This is a genomic window from Paenibacillus sp. FSL P4-0081 (genome assembly GCF_000758565.1).
Classification (GTDB): Bacteria; Bacillota; Bacilli; order Paenibacillales; family Paenibacillaceae; genus Paenibacillus_AQ; species Paenibacillus_AQ phytohabitans.
In genome coordinates, this window is record NZ_CP009280.1 from 7,561,047 (window position 1) to 7,578,564 (window position 17,518).

Below are 17,518 nucleotides of genomic sequence, written 5' to 3' on the forward strand. Positions count from 1 at the left end.
CAAGCTTAAGCTTTAAACCTAATAAATATTCTGGATAATAAGGGGTCTGTACCAATGAACAATCTAGGGAATGATCAAGCGAAGCAAGCGGCTGAACCGGAGTTCGAGTTCGGTATTTATACACTCGGGGATATCGTAACCGATTGTGAAACGGGGCAGCGGATTAGCCCCCGCCAGCGGCTCCATGAAGTGATTGCCGCCGCGAAGCTTGCCGATGAAGCGGGGCTGGATGTATTCGGCGTGGGTGAACATCACCGGCTGGATTTCGTCATCTCCTCAGTGCCGGTTGTGCTGGCAGCTATTGCCCAGGTTACAGAGCGGATTAAGCTTACCAGCGCAACCACCGTACTGAGCACGGTTGATCCGGTTCGTGTCTTCGAGGATTTCGCTACACTGGATCTGCTGTCGGACGGCCGGGCAGAGATTATCGCCGGACGCGGCGCTTTCCTGGAATCCTTCCCGCTGTTCGGCTATGAGCTGGAGGATTACAAACAGCTGTTCAGCGAGAATCTCGACCTGCTGCTCACGCTGAACCAGCATGAGGTCATGAACTGGGAAGGCAAGTTCCGCTCCCCGCTGCATAACGCCGAGATTGCCCCGCGTCCGCTGCAGCAGAAGCTTCCGCTCTGGGTCGGCATCGGCGGTTCGGCCGAAAGTGCCCAGAAGGCCGGGGCGCTGGGTGTAGGTATGGCTATCGCCATTCTAAGCGGCAGTCCGGAGCCTTTCCAGAATCTGGCCGACACCTACCGCCGTTCCGGCGCCGCAGCAGGGCACAGGCCGGAAGACTTGAAGATCGCCATCACAAGTCACGGCTATATCGCCAGAACCTCCCAGCAGGCGCTGGATGAGTATTATCCTTATTACTACAGCTACCGCAATGCGATCAGCCCGAAGCCCGGCCAGCAATACCGCGTCTCGCGCAATGAATTCGGCCGGTTCACCTCTCCTGACAATACTTTGGCCGTGGGCAGCCCGCAGCAGATTATTGAGAAGATCCTCTATCAGCATGAGCTGTTCGGCCATCACCGCTTCATGACCCAGCTGGATATCGGCGGCCTCCCCTATGCCAAGGTGGCAGAAGCCATTGAGCTGCTGGCAACAGAAGTAGCTCCGGTTGTGCGGCGCGAGCTCGCCAAGAAGCGCAGCGGCATCTCTTCCCCCCAATAATAAGCAGAACCAAAAAGGTTGCCGTCCGGTAATAGGGCGACAACCTTTTTTTGCGGAAAATCAATAGTATATGTATCAGAATATATCCGGCAGATGTATCCGGCACACCTGCTGCAGCGCGTCATAACTGTCATTGAACTCTAGCTGCCGGAGAAGATCCAGGTAACTCAATAACTGCAACGTATCGTCTTTATGCTTCAGACAGAGCAGCGTGATCTCATAGTACACCAATGTGACAATTTTATCGTACAGCAGATTCGTCTTATCCGCTAAGGGCAGCGCTTTTTTAAGAAAGAACAGGCTTTGCTTGTAATTATGCTCTTTCAGGCAAATTTTCGCGATGTTCTGCATCAGATGCTGCTGGATGGTCCGGCTCTCGGCAAAGTCATGGTATTTATCAAATTCATCCACAGCCCTTAGTCCAAAAAAGATCGCGTCGCCGCTGCTTAGCGTAAACAGGAAATTATTCAGCAGCTTGAACTCATACAGATACCATATGTCCGCACCCATCAGATAAGGCTTGATCTCCCCGGCTAATTCGCTTAACTGCCTGATCTCATCCTCCCGCTGATACTGAATCAGAAAACCCTGGCCCAGCAGATACAAATGATAATAAACCTCCGTGCGCGTCGCCCCGTACAAGAAACGGCATTCATAGCTGATCGTTCTTACTTTGTCGAATTCATAACGGTTCGCCGCCTCCACCAGACTTAGGTGAAGCGTACGTTTCTCCGGCTGTGCATAGCCATTCTGCAGGAACAGCAGCTCCTCAAGGGACATTTCCAGCTTGTCCAGCAAGAGGATCAGCTTGTCATACCCGGGATAATATTTACCGCCCTCGAAGCGTGACAAGTTGGATCGGCTCATAATCCCATCCGCCAGAATCGACTGGCTTATTCCTTTGGAGGAACGGATTTGCCTAATTGTAGAGCCCAGAAACATGATTTCACTCCTCCGCTCTGCCGTGTGAGTATACAGCACAATTTCCCGGTCTGATTTTCATTGTATGCTACACTCGGCACAAATCAAAATATAAAAAGCAGGGGAAGGATTATCATGGGCTTTCATTTGTCACGGAAACTAAACAGTAGAGTATGGAACATTCTGGCCGGAACTTTTTTCACGAGAACTGCACTATTTATGAGCGTCCCTTATCTGGCTATCTTTCTGACGAGTCAAAAACATCTCTCCATCTTCCTGGCCGGCTGTGTTCTCAGTATCAATCCGCTGGTGAATGTACTCTTCAGCGGCTTCGGAGGGGCGCTTGCGGACCGGCTGCCTCTGCACAAAATCATCGCCGTTGTCCCCGTAGTCTGGGGAAGCCTATTCATTCTGTTCTATTATGCGGACAGCTTCCCGGCCTTCCTGCTGCTTAACGGCCTTAACGGATTATGCTACTCCATCTTCGAGCCTGCCAGCAAAAAAGTGCTGTCCACCGAAACGCTCCCGGAGAACCGGCTGCTCGTCTTCAATCTGCGGTATACGGCGATTAATCTGGGCTGTTTTCTCGGCCCGCTGTTAAGCCTGATGTTCAATATGAAGCTGACGCTCTTTCCTTATGTTATTCTGGGCGTGCTTTATATTCTGTATGGCGTCTCCACGCAATTCTTCTTCCGGCACGGGGGCCGCATCCACGCTTCTGTTGCAGCCCGGAGTATCGGCAGCCTCAAGAATCTTGGTGCAATCCGCAAGGACTATGTATTCCTCCTCCTGCTGGCCGGAATGAGCTTCTCCTTCTTCGGGTATTCCCAGCTGAACGGAACCGTATCCCAATATTTAAACTCCACTTCTGCCTTGGCCGACGGTGCCCGGATGTATTCGGTGATCCTGTCGCTCAATGCGGTTGTAATTCTGGCTGCGCAATTTGCCGTACTGCGCTGGATCTCGAAGTGGAATCCTTTCCATGTGGTACTCACCAGCAATCTGCTGATTGCCGCAAGCTTTCTGTTCTTTGTGCTGCCCGTCTCCCCGTCGATGCCGCTGCTGTTCATTACAGTGTTCAGTCTGGGGGAGCTGCTGATTGGTGCTCGGTTCGATGCCTTGGTGGATGAGCTGTCCCCGGAGAGTAATAAGGGGCTCTATTTCGGCTGCTCGGAGTTTGTTAAGATCGGAACCACTTTCGGCCCTATGCTTGGGGCGGGTCTGCTGGGGCTGTACGGGGTAGAATCTCCTGTCCCGGTGTTCGGACTGATTGGCGGGATTACTGCTGCCGGGGCTGCTCTGATCGGAGGCGCATGGTTCCAGCATCTGCGGAAGACCCGGCAGCCAGTGGATGCTAAATATACAGGAGTGCATCAGGAGGGTGGGTAAAAGAACAAACTACTTCTGGAATAGCATCGGTAAAATTGCCCCACATCCAGCGGAATTAAGGGCGCTTGTGCTCCTAATTTCCTCGTTTGCCCGTAGTCGGCGGGATCAAGGGCACTTATTTCCTCATTTGGCCCGTACCCGGTGAATTCAGGGGCACTAATGCCCCTCATTTCCTCGTTTGGCCCGTACCCGGTGAATTCAGGAGCACTAATGCCCCTCATTTCCTCGTTTGGCCCGTACCCGGTGAATTAGTGGGATTTATCCCTTTCATTTCCTCGTACCGCCCACTTTCAGCCGATTTAGTGGGATTTATCCCTTTAATTTCCTCATACCGTCCACTTTCAGCCGAATTAGTGGGATTTATCCCTTTAATTTTCTCATACCGTCCACTTTCGGCGGATTTAGTGGGATTTATCCCTTTAATTTTCTCATACCGTCCACTTTCAGCCGGATTAGTGGGATTTATCCCTTTAATTTTCTCATACCGTCCACTTTCGGCCGGATTAGTGGGATTTATGCCTTTAATTTTCTCATACCGCCCACTTTCGGCCGGATTAGTGGGATTTATCCCTTGATTCCCCCACACCACCCGCGTCCGGCCGGCAGAGGGATTCCTGCTATAAGAACTATTGCGTCCGGCAGACGTTTCTGCCCCGAACTCCAAGGAAACTTATCCATACATTACGCTCCTTATCTACATAGACGAATCTCATAATCCCTTAAAGAACAATTAAAGAACAAAAAAGGCCCCCGGCCATGCCGGAGACCTGCTCAATGCTCGATGTAAGCAGTATTCAGTATTCAGTATTCAGTATTCAGTATTCAGTATTCAGTATTCAGTATTCAGTATTCAGTATTCAATATTCGTTATACTGTATCCAGTATGCGTTATGCGAATGATGGCTTGTTATTATCCACTTTACCGCTGACCAGCTTCTTGTACTCGTCGTCTCCGCCCTCCAGAGAAGGCGCTAAATATACATTAAGCGCGGATGGAGAGAGCTTGGTGCCGGACTTGCGTCTGGAACGGCCTTTGCCTCCCGCACTGTTACCGTTACCGCCTTCAGACCGGCGGACGCTACTAGAAACACTAACTGCATTCTTCATATTCTTCATCCTGTCAGTCCCCTTCCACTAGATGATTGACGGTACGGAACAAATCACGGTTATAGGCAACCACTGCTGTAAGATCCTCTGCCGATAATCCCCCGCTTCCGGAGAAATGTACAGAAATCACGTGGTTCTCCCCTAAAGGATAGCATAGGATATATACCTCCGCAACTTCCGTACGCTGTAAGAAAGTCCATTCCTTAGCCAAAAAAGCATCCAGCACACCCGGTTTTCCGCCTCCGTCTTCAGAGGTCGAGAACGGATAGACATGCCCGCGGCCTACATTGCCGCCCACCTGTTTCAGGCCTTCCCCCTCTTCGGCCCGCCACATGGCGGCTCCGATCACCCGGCAATCCTCCGGAGGTATGAATGAATTACGGACGGCTTCGCTGAGCGCCTGATAGTTCTCACCCGGCTGGGGAGGCGTCACATTATTATTATATTGCCAAAAGAAGTGAAGGATACTTTCTTTTCGCCTAAGCTCTGCTCTAAGCTGCTGCAGCTCAACAGCCGGATCATGGTACATGCCCTGTCCCTGAATGCTGTCGATGATTTTGCCGCAGCTGACATCCACCGCAGCTGTAGCATTCTCATGCTGCCACTCGTATTCCAGCGGCGTCAGCCCTGACAGATCAGACAGCAGGTGGTACTCTTCCACATTCTCCCCCGGAATCAGATCGCTGCGGGAGGGTACCTGATCCGGCAGCAGGCAGAAGACCCGGCCGCGCCGTAATCTGGACCAGAACAAACCCATTTCAAACTGGGTATTATCCCGGGTTACATAATAATATTTACCCCTGATCCGGGCTACATCATCAGGCGAGAACACGAATACGGCAAAGTCACTGATATCCAGATTCCGCTCCAGTGCCTCCATCGTATATTCATTCGGCCGGAAAGCAGCTGCATACCAAGGATGAACTTCTGCAGTCCGCTTCAGCTGCTCGTGGATGGCCCTGGCGTAGCGGATGGATTCTCTGGAGGATCCAATGAATAATCTAGGTCTGATCACGGCGGCACTCCTTTATCTGTTTCCCCAATATGTAATAATTATACAGACATTTCCCCCTAAGGAATAGGGCCGCCAGGTATATTAAACAGCAAGACATCTTAGTGTGAATTGTCGTTGTTATATGTAGAATCGAATCACAATTATCCTTAATTTTAATAAATCGTTGTTCTCCGGCCGATGAAACGGGTAATAGAAATTTATCTATCCGGGAAAAGAGGCTTTATATGAAAAGAATATTACATACCGCCGTACTGGCAGCCTGTCTGTTGACTTCATATGCGCTGCCGTCTTCTGCTGCCCATGCTGCAGATACCTATACAGCCAAAGTATACGCGAACTCCCTGAATGTGCGCAGTGAGCCTGCTGCAAGCGCAGCCATCACCGGCTCTCTGGCGGGTGGAGCCGTAGTCACTGTCACAGAGGAGCAGCATGGCTGGCTCAAAGTACGGGCCGGATCTGTATCCGGATGGGTCGCCGGGTATTATCTGAAGCGGACCAGCGGAGCTGCCTCCGCGGGAACCTCATCCGCCTCATCCGCCAGCACATCCGTTAAGACCTCCTCTGCCTCCAGCGGAACAGCTGTTGTCACCGCCTCTTCCCTGCGTATCCGGGGAGGACCGGGAACCAGTTATGAGGTAGTGGGTTCTTTGCAGTCCGGGAATGCTGTTACGATTCTGCTCCGCCAGGACGGATGGTCAAGAATCCGTACAGCCGGAGGAACTACCGGCTGGGTATCCACCCAGTACCTTGCCGGGGGAAGCGTCCCGAACTTAAGCACTGCCAGTTCAAACGCCCAGAACACCAGTGTAATAAGGAAATCCGGCAGCATCCGCGGAAAGCTGATTATAGTCGATCCCGGTCATGGGGGCAGTGACCCGGGTATGCTCGGCACAACCTATGACACGATGGAGAAGGATCTTACCCTGCAGACCTCTCTATATCTCCGGGATTACCTGACCGCCAAGGGGGCCCGGGTAGAGCTGACCCGTACCCGTGGAGACCAGAAGCCGGCGCTCTCGCGGCGGGTGCAGATCGGGACGCAGCTCGGGGCGGACGCTTTTGTCAGCATCCATTATAATTCCTCTCCGAAGAATGTCTCCGGCACGCTTACCTTCTTCTATTCGGAGCAGAATGATCTCCGGCTGGCCCGGGCGATTGAAACCCGGCTTGGCGCAGGAATCGGCCTCCGTAGCAACGGCCTCTCCTTCGGCAATTATCATATTCTAAGGGAAAATCCGCTTCCCGCAGCCCTTATAGAGCTTGGGTTCCTCAGCAATCCTTACGACGAGTCGATTGTCCGCAAGGCCGCTTATCAGCGGAAGGCTGCACAGGCTATCGCCGAGGGGCTGGCTGATTATTATAAAAACTGAAAGGAAGTCATCTGAAATTATATGGTGATTTCCCGGATATTGAGTTCTTTTATTTTGCTGAGGTCAATATATTCATCGTTAATGCGGATAAGCGGTGTTTCGATATCATGCGGATTCAAATAGACGATCTCGCCGACCCGGCCATCGGTTAATACTACCTCACGGCCAACAGTCCGCTTCACAATGTTCTCCAGAAAAACCGAAACAATATGCGGGTCCAGCGCGCCAAAGCTGCCTCTTCTCATCTGATCGACAATCACATGGAAAGGCATAGCCTCATGGTAGGGGCGTTTGCTGGACATGGCATGAAAAATATCGGCAACCGCTATAATTTTGCTATAGGAATCAATCTGTTCATCCTTAAGTCCCAGCGGATATCCCTTGCCGTCGTTCCTCTCATGATGCTGCAGTGCCGCCAGTGTAATGCGCGAATTGGCCCCGGTGGTTTCCTTCAGCATCTCATAGCCGTATATTGTGTGTTTCTTCACCAGGTTGAACTCTTCGTCCGTCAGCTTGCCGGGCTTGTTCAGAATCTCATTGGGAATCTTCAGCTTGCCGATATCATGCAGGGTTGCCGCCAGGGACAGCACGGACAGCTCGGCTTCACTCATATGTAACCATCTGCCGATTAGGGTGGACAGTACACCGACTCCAACATTGTGCTGGTATGTATAATCATCTCTGCCCTGGACCGAACTGAACAAAGCAAAAATATCCGGATTGCGCGAGATCTCCTGTATTACCGGAACGACATCCTTCCTGATATCCGCCAGGGGAATTTTCCGCGATATTCTGTAAGATTCAAACATTTCCTTGGAGCTATCTACTACACTATTTGCCATTTGACGATAAGAGGGAGCCTGCTGTTCATCCACAAAAATGATATCAAGCACATCAATTCTTTGTTTGCGGATGAGTTCGAGATGTTCTGCATTCAATTTGCTCTTGGCAGGAATAACTGTAACTCCGTATGCATTGATCAGATCATTCTTAATCGTTCTTCCCAGATAGTTGTCCATACCTTCCAGCCCTCCCAGATAACCGAAACATTATATAAATTGACCATATAGCTATTATCGGTTTATCGCTGGAAAATGTTGAAAGGGAAGTTAGGCCGTTCTTAATCTTCCTCTTCCTGCTTACGGTACTCCCGCGGGGTTACTCCAGTGGATTTCTTGAAGACACGGCTGAAATATTTCTCGTCTTCATACCCTACCAGCTCCGCGATCTGCGACAGCCGCAAATTCGTATTCTGCAGCAGAGTCTTCGCCTTATCCACTCTGAGACTCGTTAAATAATCCGACAGATTCTCCCCGGTGATCTGCTTGAATTTGCGGGAGACATTCTCCCTGCTGATGAAAAAGCGTTCCGCAATATGCTGCAGCGTCATCTCCTGTGCATAGTTCTGGTTCAGGTATTCCCTGATTTCCAGCACGAGTCTGCTATCCGGAGCCTGAGCGATACCTTTGGAGAGGTGCTGCAGCAGAGATTTAAGCTGACTCTCCCAGTTCTCCACCGAGAACAGCCCCTGTGAGTCATAACAAAGCTCCAGGCTGATCTCCTCCTCCGGCCGCCAGCGTGTCAGAACCGCACGGATCTCCTCCTGCTGGTGGAGAAAGCTGCTCTCCGTAAGCAGCGGCAACCCGGTAAGCTCCCGCGCCCACTCCTCCACAACCCGCTGCATCCTTTCCAGATCGCCCGACAATACCGCGATTCTAAGCTTGTCCAGCTGCATATCCGGAGCGTAGTCTTCTTTAGGCCTACTCTCATCCCCAGCCGCTCTGCAGAGGTGTATCCGTCCGTCACGCTGAAGGAGATTCCGTTCCTCCAGCCCTTGGCGTGCCTGGGCAAAAGCAGGCTGCAGCCCCTCCGGCAACGGGTTCAGCAGGCTGAGCCCGATATCCACCTGAACGCCATACGCCTGGCGGATCGATTCATTCACTCCGTTCAGTACCGTCTCCGCCTGTTGAACAGCATTCCACAGCAGAATCACAAGCTCTCCACCGCTCTGCCAGCTGCGGAAGGCATAACCGCTGTAGTCCGGTGCCATAACTTCATTGCAGACGTTGGCCAGCACAAAAGCCGTCAGCGCCACATCGCCATGAAATCTCTGCAGCAGACGGCAGTCTGCACCTTGCATCGAGATGACAGCCACTCTGCAGGAGGCTGCTCCAATCGGCATCCCCAGCTCTTCGCAGAGCGCCAGCTTCAGCTCCTGAAAGGAGGCATGCCCGTAGACCAGATCGGACAGCACCTTGTCCCAGTAGAGCGGACGCAGTACGTTCAGCTGCATGTTCTGGCGCTGCGACTGCTTCCGCACCGCCTCCTCCTCCATCCACAGCTTAAAGGCATGCTCCGCCGAGGCAATCAGCTGCTTGCTGTTCAACGGCTTCAGCAGATAATCGGTCCCGCCGTAGACAATCGCCGGCTTCACGTAATTGAAATCCTGATACCCGCTGATGACAATGGTCTTCGTATTCGGATAATGCTTATGCAGCCATTCCAGCAGCTCCGCTCCGTCCATCAGCGGCATCCGCATATCCGTGAACACGATCGCCGGCTGATGCTCCTGCATAATCAGGGTCGCTTCCTGACCGTTGGTAGCCTCATATATATCGGAGATATTATATTTGTCCCACGGAACAAAATAACGGATCGCCTCCCGTACATGCTTCTCATCATCTACAATCAGCACCTTCATGTATAGCCGCTCCTTTAGGTTATGTCTGCACCCTTCTTCATTCATCACTCTATCATCCATAATTCATTGCGTTAAACATTCATACTGTAACTGTCTCTCCGGGAGGGTGGCATTATCCGTCTGGCCCCTCCAGCGGAATAATCAGGGTAACCGTAACCCCTTGGCCCTCTTCATTATGCAGCTGCATCTCCGCCCCGCTGCCGAACTGCAGCCGCAGGCGGGCCAGCACATTATACAGGCCGATTTCTTCGTTCTCAGGCCGGCCGCTGCTTCTAAGTCCGGCTGTAATCTCCTCCAGCCGTTCCGGGCTAATGCCCTTGCCGTTATCCTTGACGGCAAGAACCAGCCGCGACTGCCCCTCCAGCGTGCAGTCTATCCGGATGACGGCTTCGCGGATTCCGTCCGCGAAGCCGTGCTTGAAGATATTCTCCACGATCGGCTGGAGAATCATCTTGGGCAGGACCGTCTCCAGCGCTGCTTCCGCCGCATGAATCTCCAGGCGCAGATTCTCTTCGCCGAACCGCTCGGTCTGCAGAATCACATAATTCTGCACATGCTCCATTTCATCGCGCAGCGGCACCTGCGTCCGTTCCGTGTTCATGGAGTAGCGCATCATACTGCCCAGGGAATAGATGAGATCATACACCTTCGGCGCATTATAGCGCAAGGATAAGCTGGCGATGGACTGCAGGGCATTGTAAAGAAAATGCGGATTGACCTGGGCCTGCAGCGCCTTCAGCTGATTCGTCTTGTTCGCCAGCTCCAGGCGGTATTCCTTGACGATCAGGTCATTGATGGTCCGGGTCATGCCGGTGATTTTGCGGGTCAGCAGGCCGAATTCATCCTCGCGTTCGGCGTCCATATGCGCATCCAGCTGGCCGATCTGCACCTTCTGGGTGAAGTTGATCAGCTTCTTGATCGGCCGGGTAAAGCCGATGGAGATGAGCACCGCGCTGATTCCCCCGATCAGGAGAAACAGCAGCCCGATCCCCATATTGAACCGGGTGATAACCCTCGCATCACCATACAGATCCTCATAAGGCACCAGCTTGATGATGCTGCCGCTGAAGAGCGGGTCCTTGATATGCTTGTACATGACAATGCCCTGGAAGCCGTCCTTTTTCCAGGTGAAATGCCCGCTGTCACTATCTTCGGGAAGACGGCTCCATCCGGTCTCCACCTGTTTGCCGACCCAGTCCGGATCGGAAGCGAACAAGGCCTGCCCCTGCTCATTCAGCACATACAGACGCTCCGTGTCCGAGTTGTACATCGATTTGACGATTCCCTCCAGCTCCTCCAGGGTGTAATCAATGGACAGATCGGCCAGTACACTGTCGCTGGGCGTACGGTAGAGGGGGAAATGTGCAGTGAAGACCGGAACGCTCCCCGGCTTCAGATTGGGGAAGCCGGACTTTACGCCGTATTGATGATCCATATGTGTCACCTCAATATACGGCCGGTATGTCCCTTCAGGATGCTCTGCCTCCGCGTAATCCGCATTCTCTTCCCGGCGGAACAATCCGCCCAGCAGCAGATTGGACTGCCGGGCCGCTCTGACGTAGAGATGGATCTGGAAGGTATTGCGGTCCGAGAGGAACAAATTGTATAGCTGGGTGGAGATCACCGCACGGGTATCCGGCAGAACCGTACCTTCTGGCGCCTGCTCATTGCTTTTGGCGGTAAGCAGCGTGGTGTAGAAGGAGCTCGGAACATTAATTCCGCTGTACAGCGACATGGCCTGCTGATTCATGCCGCTGAAATAACTGCTGAGATTCGCTTCCCCCAGCGTCAGCAGCTTCGTATTCTGCTTCACGGACTGCTCCGTAACCGACTGTTTGGTATAGAGATAGGAGAAGGTAACGGATATGCCTGACGGAATCACTGACGCCAGCAGCACTAGGGCCATCAGCCGCGTCCGGATACTGTTTCTGAACATGGGCGAACCTCCTGAACGTTTTGCGGAAGAACCGCTTCTCTGATATAACCTTGCAGCAGAACTCGCTCCGGAAGCAACCCGGCTGCAATATAATCCACTTTTCTCATCATCAAATTGAGTGTTGGCGATGGCCCGGGCTTTCTATAATGAAGCTGTGAACACGTAGAAATATTATACAAAGGAGATTCCATATGAGAAAAGCTCTGCGCTTGCAACGAGGCTGGGGACAGCAAATCGTATTTCTCGGCCCCTGTCTGCTCTTTTTCCTGACCATTGTGGTCACCCCATTCTTCCTCGGCTTCTACTACTCTTCCACCGACTGGAACGGGCTCGATCTGGACAAAGCTGTCTGGACCGGCGCGGCCAACTGGAGACGGATTTTTACGAACGACGATAAGTTCTGGGAGTCTCTGCTCTTTACGCTCCGCTTCACCGTAATTTCCGTAGTGGCCGCCAACGTACTGGCGCTGCTGCTTGCCTTCATTCTGATGACGACGCTGAAGACGAAGAAGCTGCTCCGCACCATCTTTTTCATGCCCAATGTAATCGGCGGCATTCTGCTCGGCTACATCTGGCAGTTCATCTTCACCAAAGGCTTCGCCACGATCGGCGAGCTTACCGGGATTTCCTTCTTCCAGCTGCCTTGGCTGGGTACGCCCAGCACAGGATTCTGGGGTCTGGTCATTGTGTTCGTCTGGCAGACTGCCGGGTATATGATGGTCATTTATATTGCGGCGCTGGCTGGTATCCCTAAGGATCTGGTCGAAGCGGCCAAAATTGACGGCGCCCGTGCCCCGCAGCTGTTCAAGAGTGTCTATGTACCTCTGATTATGCCGGCGATCACCATCTGCCTGTTCCTGACAACCTCTAACGCATTCAAAATGTTCGACCTCAACCTGTCGCTGACCAAAGGCGGACCGGGCACCTCGACCCAGTCGCTGGCCTATAACATTTATGCGGAAGCACTGATCAACAACCGGTACGGCCTCGGTACGGCCAAAGCGCTGCTCTTCTTCGCCGCCGTTTCACTGATCACGGTCACTCAGGTCTGGCTTACCAAAAGAAAAGAGGTGTCGGCCTAATGAACAGCAGCAGATACCGGCCCAGAAACTTCATTCTGGAGATCGCCGCCATACTTCTGGCCATTATTTTCCTATCCCCCTTCTACCTGGTACTGAGCAATTCGGTTAAGGGGCTGAAGGACATCCTGATCGACGCCGCTTCCTGGCCGCAGGTGTTCCACTGGGATAATTACTCCAAGGTCTGGGATGCCATTGACTTCCCGCAAGCCTTCTTCAGTTCCCTGCAAATCACTGTCTTAAGCGTAATCTTCATCGTCCTGTTCAGCTCGATGGCCGCTTATCAGATTGTACGGAAGCCGACGCGCTTCAATTCCTTCGTCTTCCTGCTGCTGGTCTCGGCGATGATCATTCCGTTCCAGTCGCTGATGTTGCAATTAGTCCGTGTGACCAGTATTCTGGAGCTTCGCGGGGAATTATACGGAATCGTGGCCTGCTATCTCGGCTTCGGAATGCCGCTGTCCGTATTTCTGTTCCACGGGTTCATTAAGACAGTGCCTTTTGAGCTGGAGGAAGCGGCGCGGGTGGATGGCTCCAATCCGTATGGCGTATTCTTCAAAATTGTGTTCCCGCTGCTCATGCCGATTATTGTAACGGTCATTATCCTTAACACACTGTGGATCTGGAATGACTATCTGCTGCCGGTGCTCGTCATCGGGGGAAATAAGGATCTGACGACCCTGCCGGTCGCCGTGACCAAGTTCTTCGGGCAGTACACCAAGAAGTGGGATCTGGCCCTTGCGGGTCTCGTGATGGCGATTACGCCTATCCTCATATTCTTCCTGTCCCTGCAGCGTTATATTGTCGAAGGTGTAACCACAGGCTCCATTAAGGGATGATCGCGAGATCCCTTGCAACAATATCCACTTTTCCCGGCAAAATATTAAGTGTAAGTCCACTCTCATTTGCATTACGATCTAGTTGCAGGAACCACAGACCAGGGAGGTTATTCTATGAAAAGAAAGTTCGCGTTCGTTATCGCAACCGTTTGCACACTTATTATCGCAGGTTGCGGGAATAGCGGCAATACGAATTCCGCAGGCAATGGAAACGCAACCAATGCTCCTAACACGTCAACCGAAACCACAGCACCGGAAGCAACCAAGGCACCTGCCAAGGATGTTACGATCAAAATGTTCCAGTTCAAGGTTGAAATTGCCGAGCAGCTGAATGCACTCGCCGAAGAATATGAGAAAGAAACCGGTGTGAAGGTCGAGGTGGAAACACATGGCGGCGGTGAAGATTACGGCGCGCTGCTCAAAGCGGAGATTGCTTCCGGCTCTGAACCTGAAATTTTCAATAACGGCGGTTATACTGCCCTCGTACCTTATATGGACCGCGCCACTGATTTGAGCAATGAGCCTTGGGCGGAGAGTCTGATCCCAACCTCCAAAACTCCGGCAACCGTGGACGGCAAGCTCTATGGTATGCCAATGAACGTAGAAGGCTATGGACTGATCTACAACAAGGATCTGTTCGCCAAAGCCGGCATTACGGAAGAGCCTAAGACCCTCTCGCAGCTGAAAGATACGGCCGCCAAGCTGAAAGCCGCCGGCATCACACCGTTTGAAGCCACGAATGAGTGGTGGTCGATGGGAATTCACCTTGTGAACGTAGGTCTGGCCCATCAGCCTGATCCGAAGCAGTTCATTGATGATGTCAAAGCCGGTACGCAGACGATCAAAGGCAACGCTGTATTCGAGCAGTGGCTGGATCTGGTGGATGTGATCTTCGACAATGCCCAGGATAACAAGATGACTACCGACTATGCTACCCAGGTTGCGGAATTCGCATCCGGCAAAGCCGCGATGATGCTGCAGGGTAACTGGACGCAAGGCGATATCGACAAAATCGATCCTGCCCTGAATCTGGGCCTCCTCCCGCTTCCGATCAGCGACGAAGAAGGCACTATCCTTGTAGGCGTACCTAACAACTATGTGGTGAACAGCAAATCCGAGCATCCGGAAGAAGCCAAAGCCTTCCTGAACTGGCTCGTAAGCTCGGAGACCGGCCAGAAGTATCTGACCAAGGAATTCAAGTTCATTCCGGCTGAAACTAACGTCACCGCTGACGCGGCAGACATCGGCCAGGTTGCCGTTGCCGTGCAGGAGAAATCCGCTACCGCCCTCGGCTGGAACTGGGATATGTTCCCTGACGGCGTAACCCAGGGCTTCGGCGCTGCGATGCAGGAATATCTAGGCGGACAGCTTGACCGTGATAAGCTGCTGGATAAGCTGGATAAGGCTGTGCAGGATATTGTGAAGCAATAATTTTATTGAATTAGTGCATAAATAGGGGGTGTCTTCAGCGGCCATGATTGGCTGTTGAGACCCCCCTGTTTTGCTTATCAGTATAAATTACGTCGACGCTCGGTGAGCACGCTCCGCAAACGGAACGTTGTTCCAATCGCTCTTGTATCCAGATTTTAATTATTCCCCTTAGCGGTGAAAATCCGGACACAAAGGCGACCGCTCCGCTTTTCCGCGGGTCATTCCGTCCGCTCCGCTGTTTAAGAGGGGAGCTTCTGCAATCTTAAAGACCTAACCCAATAATCCTGCATATATTACAACATTCCCCTCCCTAACTCGGACAAAATCCAAAAATGTTGTATAAAAAGCAGCATTTCTCCTGCTACAAGCGATTTTCCGGGAAAATTGCTGTATATCGTACAACAATCCTTGCGAATACCCTGATATTGCTGGGCCAAAGTTGTAATACGTACAACATAATAGGCATTAAGATGCTCACCGTTAACACAGCGTCCATCCAAGCGCTCAAGTCATAAAACAAAGCAGCAACCCTCCAGTCAAGGAGAATCGCTGCTCTGTTCATTCTAACGTAAAATATTCAATTCCTTATAGAACTTACACAAACATCTCCACAATCAGGAACAAATTCAGCGACACTACCAGAGCCGAGATAATCCAGCCGAGGATGGTGGTGATCCGGTGGTTCACCAGCCCCTTCATGATCGAGCGGTCGCTGGTGAAGATCACGAGCGGAATCAGGGCGAAGGCAATCCCGAAGGAGAGCACGACCTGACTCATCACCAGTGCACTTGTCGCGTTAATCCCGAAGGCGATGATGGTCAGCGGTGGGATGATGGTAATCGCCCGCCGCAGGTAGAGATTGATCTTTTTATTAATGAAGCCCTGCATGACCACATCACCGGCCATTGTACCGACCGACGAGCTCGACAGACCTGCGATCAGGAGGCCGAGGCCGAAGGAGATGGCGGTAACCGGTCCTGCCAGATTACGGAACTGCTCGAAGGCGACATCCAAATCCTCAACGACCAGACCATTCTTGAAAAAGAGCGCCGCAGCTACAACCACCATGGCCATATTCACGGCACCGGCGATCAGCATCGCAATCAGAATATCGATGAATTCCAGCCGGAAAATCTGTTTCTTCTCCCGTTCATCGATCCCGACGACCCGGCTCTGGGTCAGCGAGGAATGCAGATAAATCGCATGCGGCATAACTGTCGCGCCGAGAATCCCGGCAGCCAGCAGGATGCTGTCCACACCCTCGAATCTTGGCGTAAACATTCCGGCAACCACACTGCCCGCATCGGGCTTCGCCATAATGACCTGGAATGCAAAAGCCAGAACAACAATCATTACCATCCCGGCAATTCCGGCCTCCAGGGTCCGGTAGCCGCGCCGCTGGAGCTCCAGAATAGCGAAAGATCCAACAGCGGTAATCAGCGCAGCCGGCAGCATTGGTATACCGAACAGTAAGTATAGTCCAAGGGCTGCCCCGATAAATTCCGCCAGATCGGTAGCGATAATGACCAGTTCACTCTGAATCCACAGGAAGATGGACACGCCTCTCGGGAATTTCTCCCGGGCGACCTCAGGCAGATTCTTGCCGGTGGCAATGCCAAGCTTGGCGGATAAGGATTGTATAAGGACAGCCATCAGATTCGAGGCAAAGATAACCCATAATAACAAATATCCGTATTTCGAGCCTGCTGTAATATTAGTGGCGAAATTGCCGGGGTCCAGGTACGCTACAGAAGCGATAAAAGCCGGACCCAGGAAAGGAAGGAGTCTCTTCAGTCCTTTGACATCTCCATTCAGCACTGATTGTGCCGAGTGTTTATTAGTATGTCCTTTTAGTATAGGGGATGATTCTACTGCTGTATTTTGCTCCATCATTTCTATCCCTCCTCTTGCCCGGAAAAAGTTGTCTATATACACGAAAGTTTCCCTGATGCAACATTTGATTTGTTTTCATTATAATCCGCTAATTGAGAAATGTAAATGTATTTTCATTGGATTTTTCATACGAGCAATGGGTTGATTCTAAACTACGGCATCCGCCCGGCTGCTCCAAATTATATTATGTGCAAACCTGCAGCAAAGTGATGCTCCGGTCCATATGTAATTACCCAATACAACACAGAGTTATTTAAGCAGTTAAAACATAAAATAACCCCACAAAGTAGGGCCGTAGCTTCGACGATTACTCAGGCACTTTGCGGGAACCCCAAAACAAAAAACAGGCGAGCCCCAGGACATTCATCCTGACTCTCGCCCGCCGGGCATTCCGGTGTGATCCACACCGCTTAAGAGGTAATACTGCGGATATCTGCACGCATCTGTTCATTCTGCAGCTTCAGCTCATTCAGCTCCTGCTGCAGCTTCTCCACATCCGCCTGCTTCCTCGAGTGGCCTCCATGTCCATGTTTGCCGCGCATGCCGGGCATTCCGAACATCATAAGGATCATCATCAGCGGACAGATCAGTGTGATTAACCAGGACCAGTTCATGGCTTTTCCTCCCTCCGGGATTCAAGGTGCTGCCATTAGTATAGCCGCCGTTTGTG

Annotated in this window: 14 protein-coding genes; 6 read left to right on the top strand and 8 right to left on the bottom strand. The window is 52.0% G+C overall.

The window, feature by feature from the left end; genetic code table 11:
- The first annotated feature begins 54 nt into the window (after positions 1–54).
- Entirely contained in the window at positions 55–1,167 is a 1,113-nt protein-coding gene (locus P40081_RS32070; RefSeq protein ID WP_042140069.1) for an LLM class flavin-dependent oxidoreductase, read from the top strand.
- 75 nt (positions 1,168–1,242) lie between these two features.
- Here the strand turns inward: P40081_RS32070 and P40081_RS32075 are convergent, their stop codons facing one another.
- The gene (locus P40081_RS32075) at positions 1,243–2,109 is read right to left on the bottom strand and encodes a helix-turn-helix domain-containing protein (protein WP_042140070.1); all 867 of its coding nucleotides are present in this window, start codon (positions 2,107–2,109) and stop codon (positions 1,243–1,245) included.
- A 114-nt stretch (positions 2,110–2,223) separates the two neighbouring features.
- Between P40081_RS32075 and P40081_RS32080 the strand changes: the two genes are divergently transcribed.
- A complete protein-coding gene (locus tag P40081_RS32080; protein WP_042140071.1) occupies positions 2,224–3,477 on the top strand; it encodes an MFS transporter in 1,254 nt (417 codons plus the stop codon).
- Positions 3,478–4,365: 888 nt separating this feature from the next.
- On the opposite strand, the gene P40081_RS32090 is transcribed toward P40081_RS32080, so the two are convergent.
- The gene (locus P40081_RS32090) at positions 4,366–4,593 is read right to left on the bottom strand and encodes a hypothetical protein (RefSeq protein WP_052422117.1); all 228 of its coding nucleotides are present in this window, start codon (positions 4,591–4,593) and stop codon (positions 4,366–4,368) included.
- Positions 4,594–4,597: 4 nt separating this feature from the next.
- On the bottom strand, positions 4,598–5,599 hold the full coding sequence (locus tag P40081_RS32095; protein WP_042140073.1) for a TIR domain-containing protein: 1,002 nt from the start codon (positions 5,597–5,599) through the stop codon (positions 4,598–4,600).
- A gap of 224 nt (positions 5,600–5,823) precedes the next feature.
- Between P40081_RS32095 and P40081_RS32100 the strand changes: the two genes are divergently transcribed.
- Positions 5,824–6,969: an N-acetylmuramoyl-L-alanine amidase family protein gene (locus tag P40081_RS32100; protein WP_042140074.1), complete on the top strand. Its 1,146-nt coding sequence runs from the start codon at positions 5,824–5,826 to the stop codon at positions 6,967–6,969.
- A gap of 17 nt (positions 6,970–6,986) precedes the next feature.
- Here the strand turns inward: P40081_RS32100 and P40081_RS32105 are convergent, their stop codons facing one another.
- The 3 genes from P40081_RS32105 to P40081_RS32115 form a co-directional block, all read right to left on the bottom strand.
- Positions 6,987–7,988 (bottom strand): HD-GYP domain-containing protein, encoded by a 1,002-nt coding sequence (locus tag P40081_RS32105; protein WP_039300694.1) that lies wholly within the window; start codon positions 7,986–7,988, stop codon positions 6,987–6,989.
- A gap of 101 nt (positions 7,989–8,089) precedes the next feature.
- Complete coding sequence (locus P40081_RS32110; protein WP_042140075.1) at positions 8,090–9,670, bottom strand: response regulator; 1,581 nt, start codon at positions 9,668–9,670, stop codon at positions 8,090–8,092.
- A gap of 112 nt (positions 9,671–9,782) precedes the next feature.
- The gene (locus P40081_RS32115) at positions 9,783–11,606 is read right to left on the bottom strand and encodes a sensor histidine kinase (RefSeq protein ID WP_042140076.1); all 1,824 of its coding nucleotides are present in this window, start codon (positions 11,604–11,606) and stop codon (positions 9,783–9,785) included.
- 191 nt (positions 11,607–11,797) lie between these two features.
- Between P40081_RS32115 and P40081_RS32120 the strand changes: the two genes are divergently transcribed.
- From P40081_RS32120 to P40081_RS32130, 3 genes are all read left to right on the top strand, one after another.
- The gene (locus P40081_RS32120) at positions 11,798–12,688 is read left to right on the top strand and encodes a carbohydrate ABC transporter permease (RefSeq protein ID WP_039300685.1); all 891 of its coding nucleotides are present in this window, start codon (positions 11,798–11,800) and stop codon (positions 12,686–12,688) included.
- Entirely contained in the window at positions 12,688–13,524 is an 837-nt protein-coding gene (locus tag P40081_RS32125) for a carbohydrate ABC transporter permease (RefSeq protein ID WP_039300683.1), read from the top strand. Before P40081_RS32120 ends, P40081_RS32125 begins: the two co-directional genes overlap by 1 nt.
- Positions 13,525–13,638: 114 nt before the next feature.
- Positions 13,639–14,955, top strand: a complete 1,317-nt coding sequence (locus tag P40081_RS32130) for an ABC transporter substrate-binding protein (protein WP_042140077.1) — start codon at positions 13,639–13,641, stop codon at positions 14,953–14,955.
- 594 nt (positions 14,956–15,549) lie between these two features.
- Here the strand turns inward: P40081_RS32130 and P40081_RS32135 are convergent.
- Both P40081_RS32135 and P40081_RS32140 read right to left on the bottom strand, forming a co-directional pair.
- Complete coding sequence (locus P40081_RS32135) at positions 15,550–16,845, bottom strand: Nramp family divalent metal transporter (RefSeq protein ID WP_042141703.1); 1,296 nt, start codon at positions 16,843–16,845, stop codon at positions 15,550–15,552.
- Positions 16,846–17,258: 413 nt separating this feature from the next.
- Complete coding sequence (locus P40081_RS32140) at positions 17,259–17,462, bottom strand: FtsB family cell division protein (protein WP_042140078.1); 204 nt, start codon at positions 17,460–17,462, stop codon at positions 17,259–17,261.
- Between the last annotated feature and the right edge of the window lie 56 nt (positions 17,463–17,518).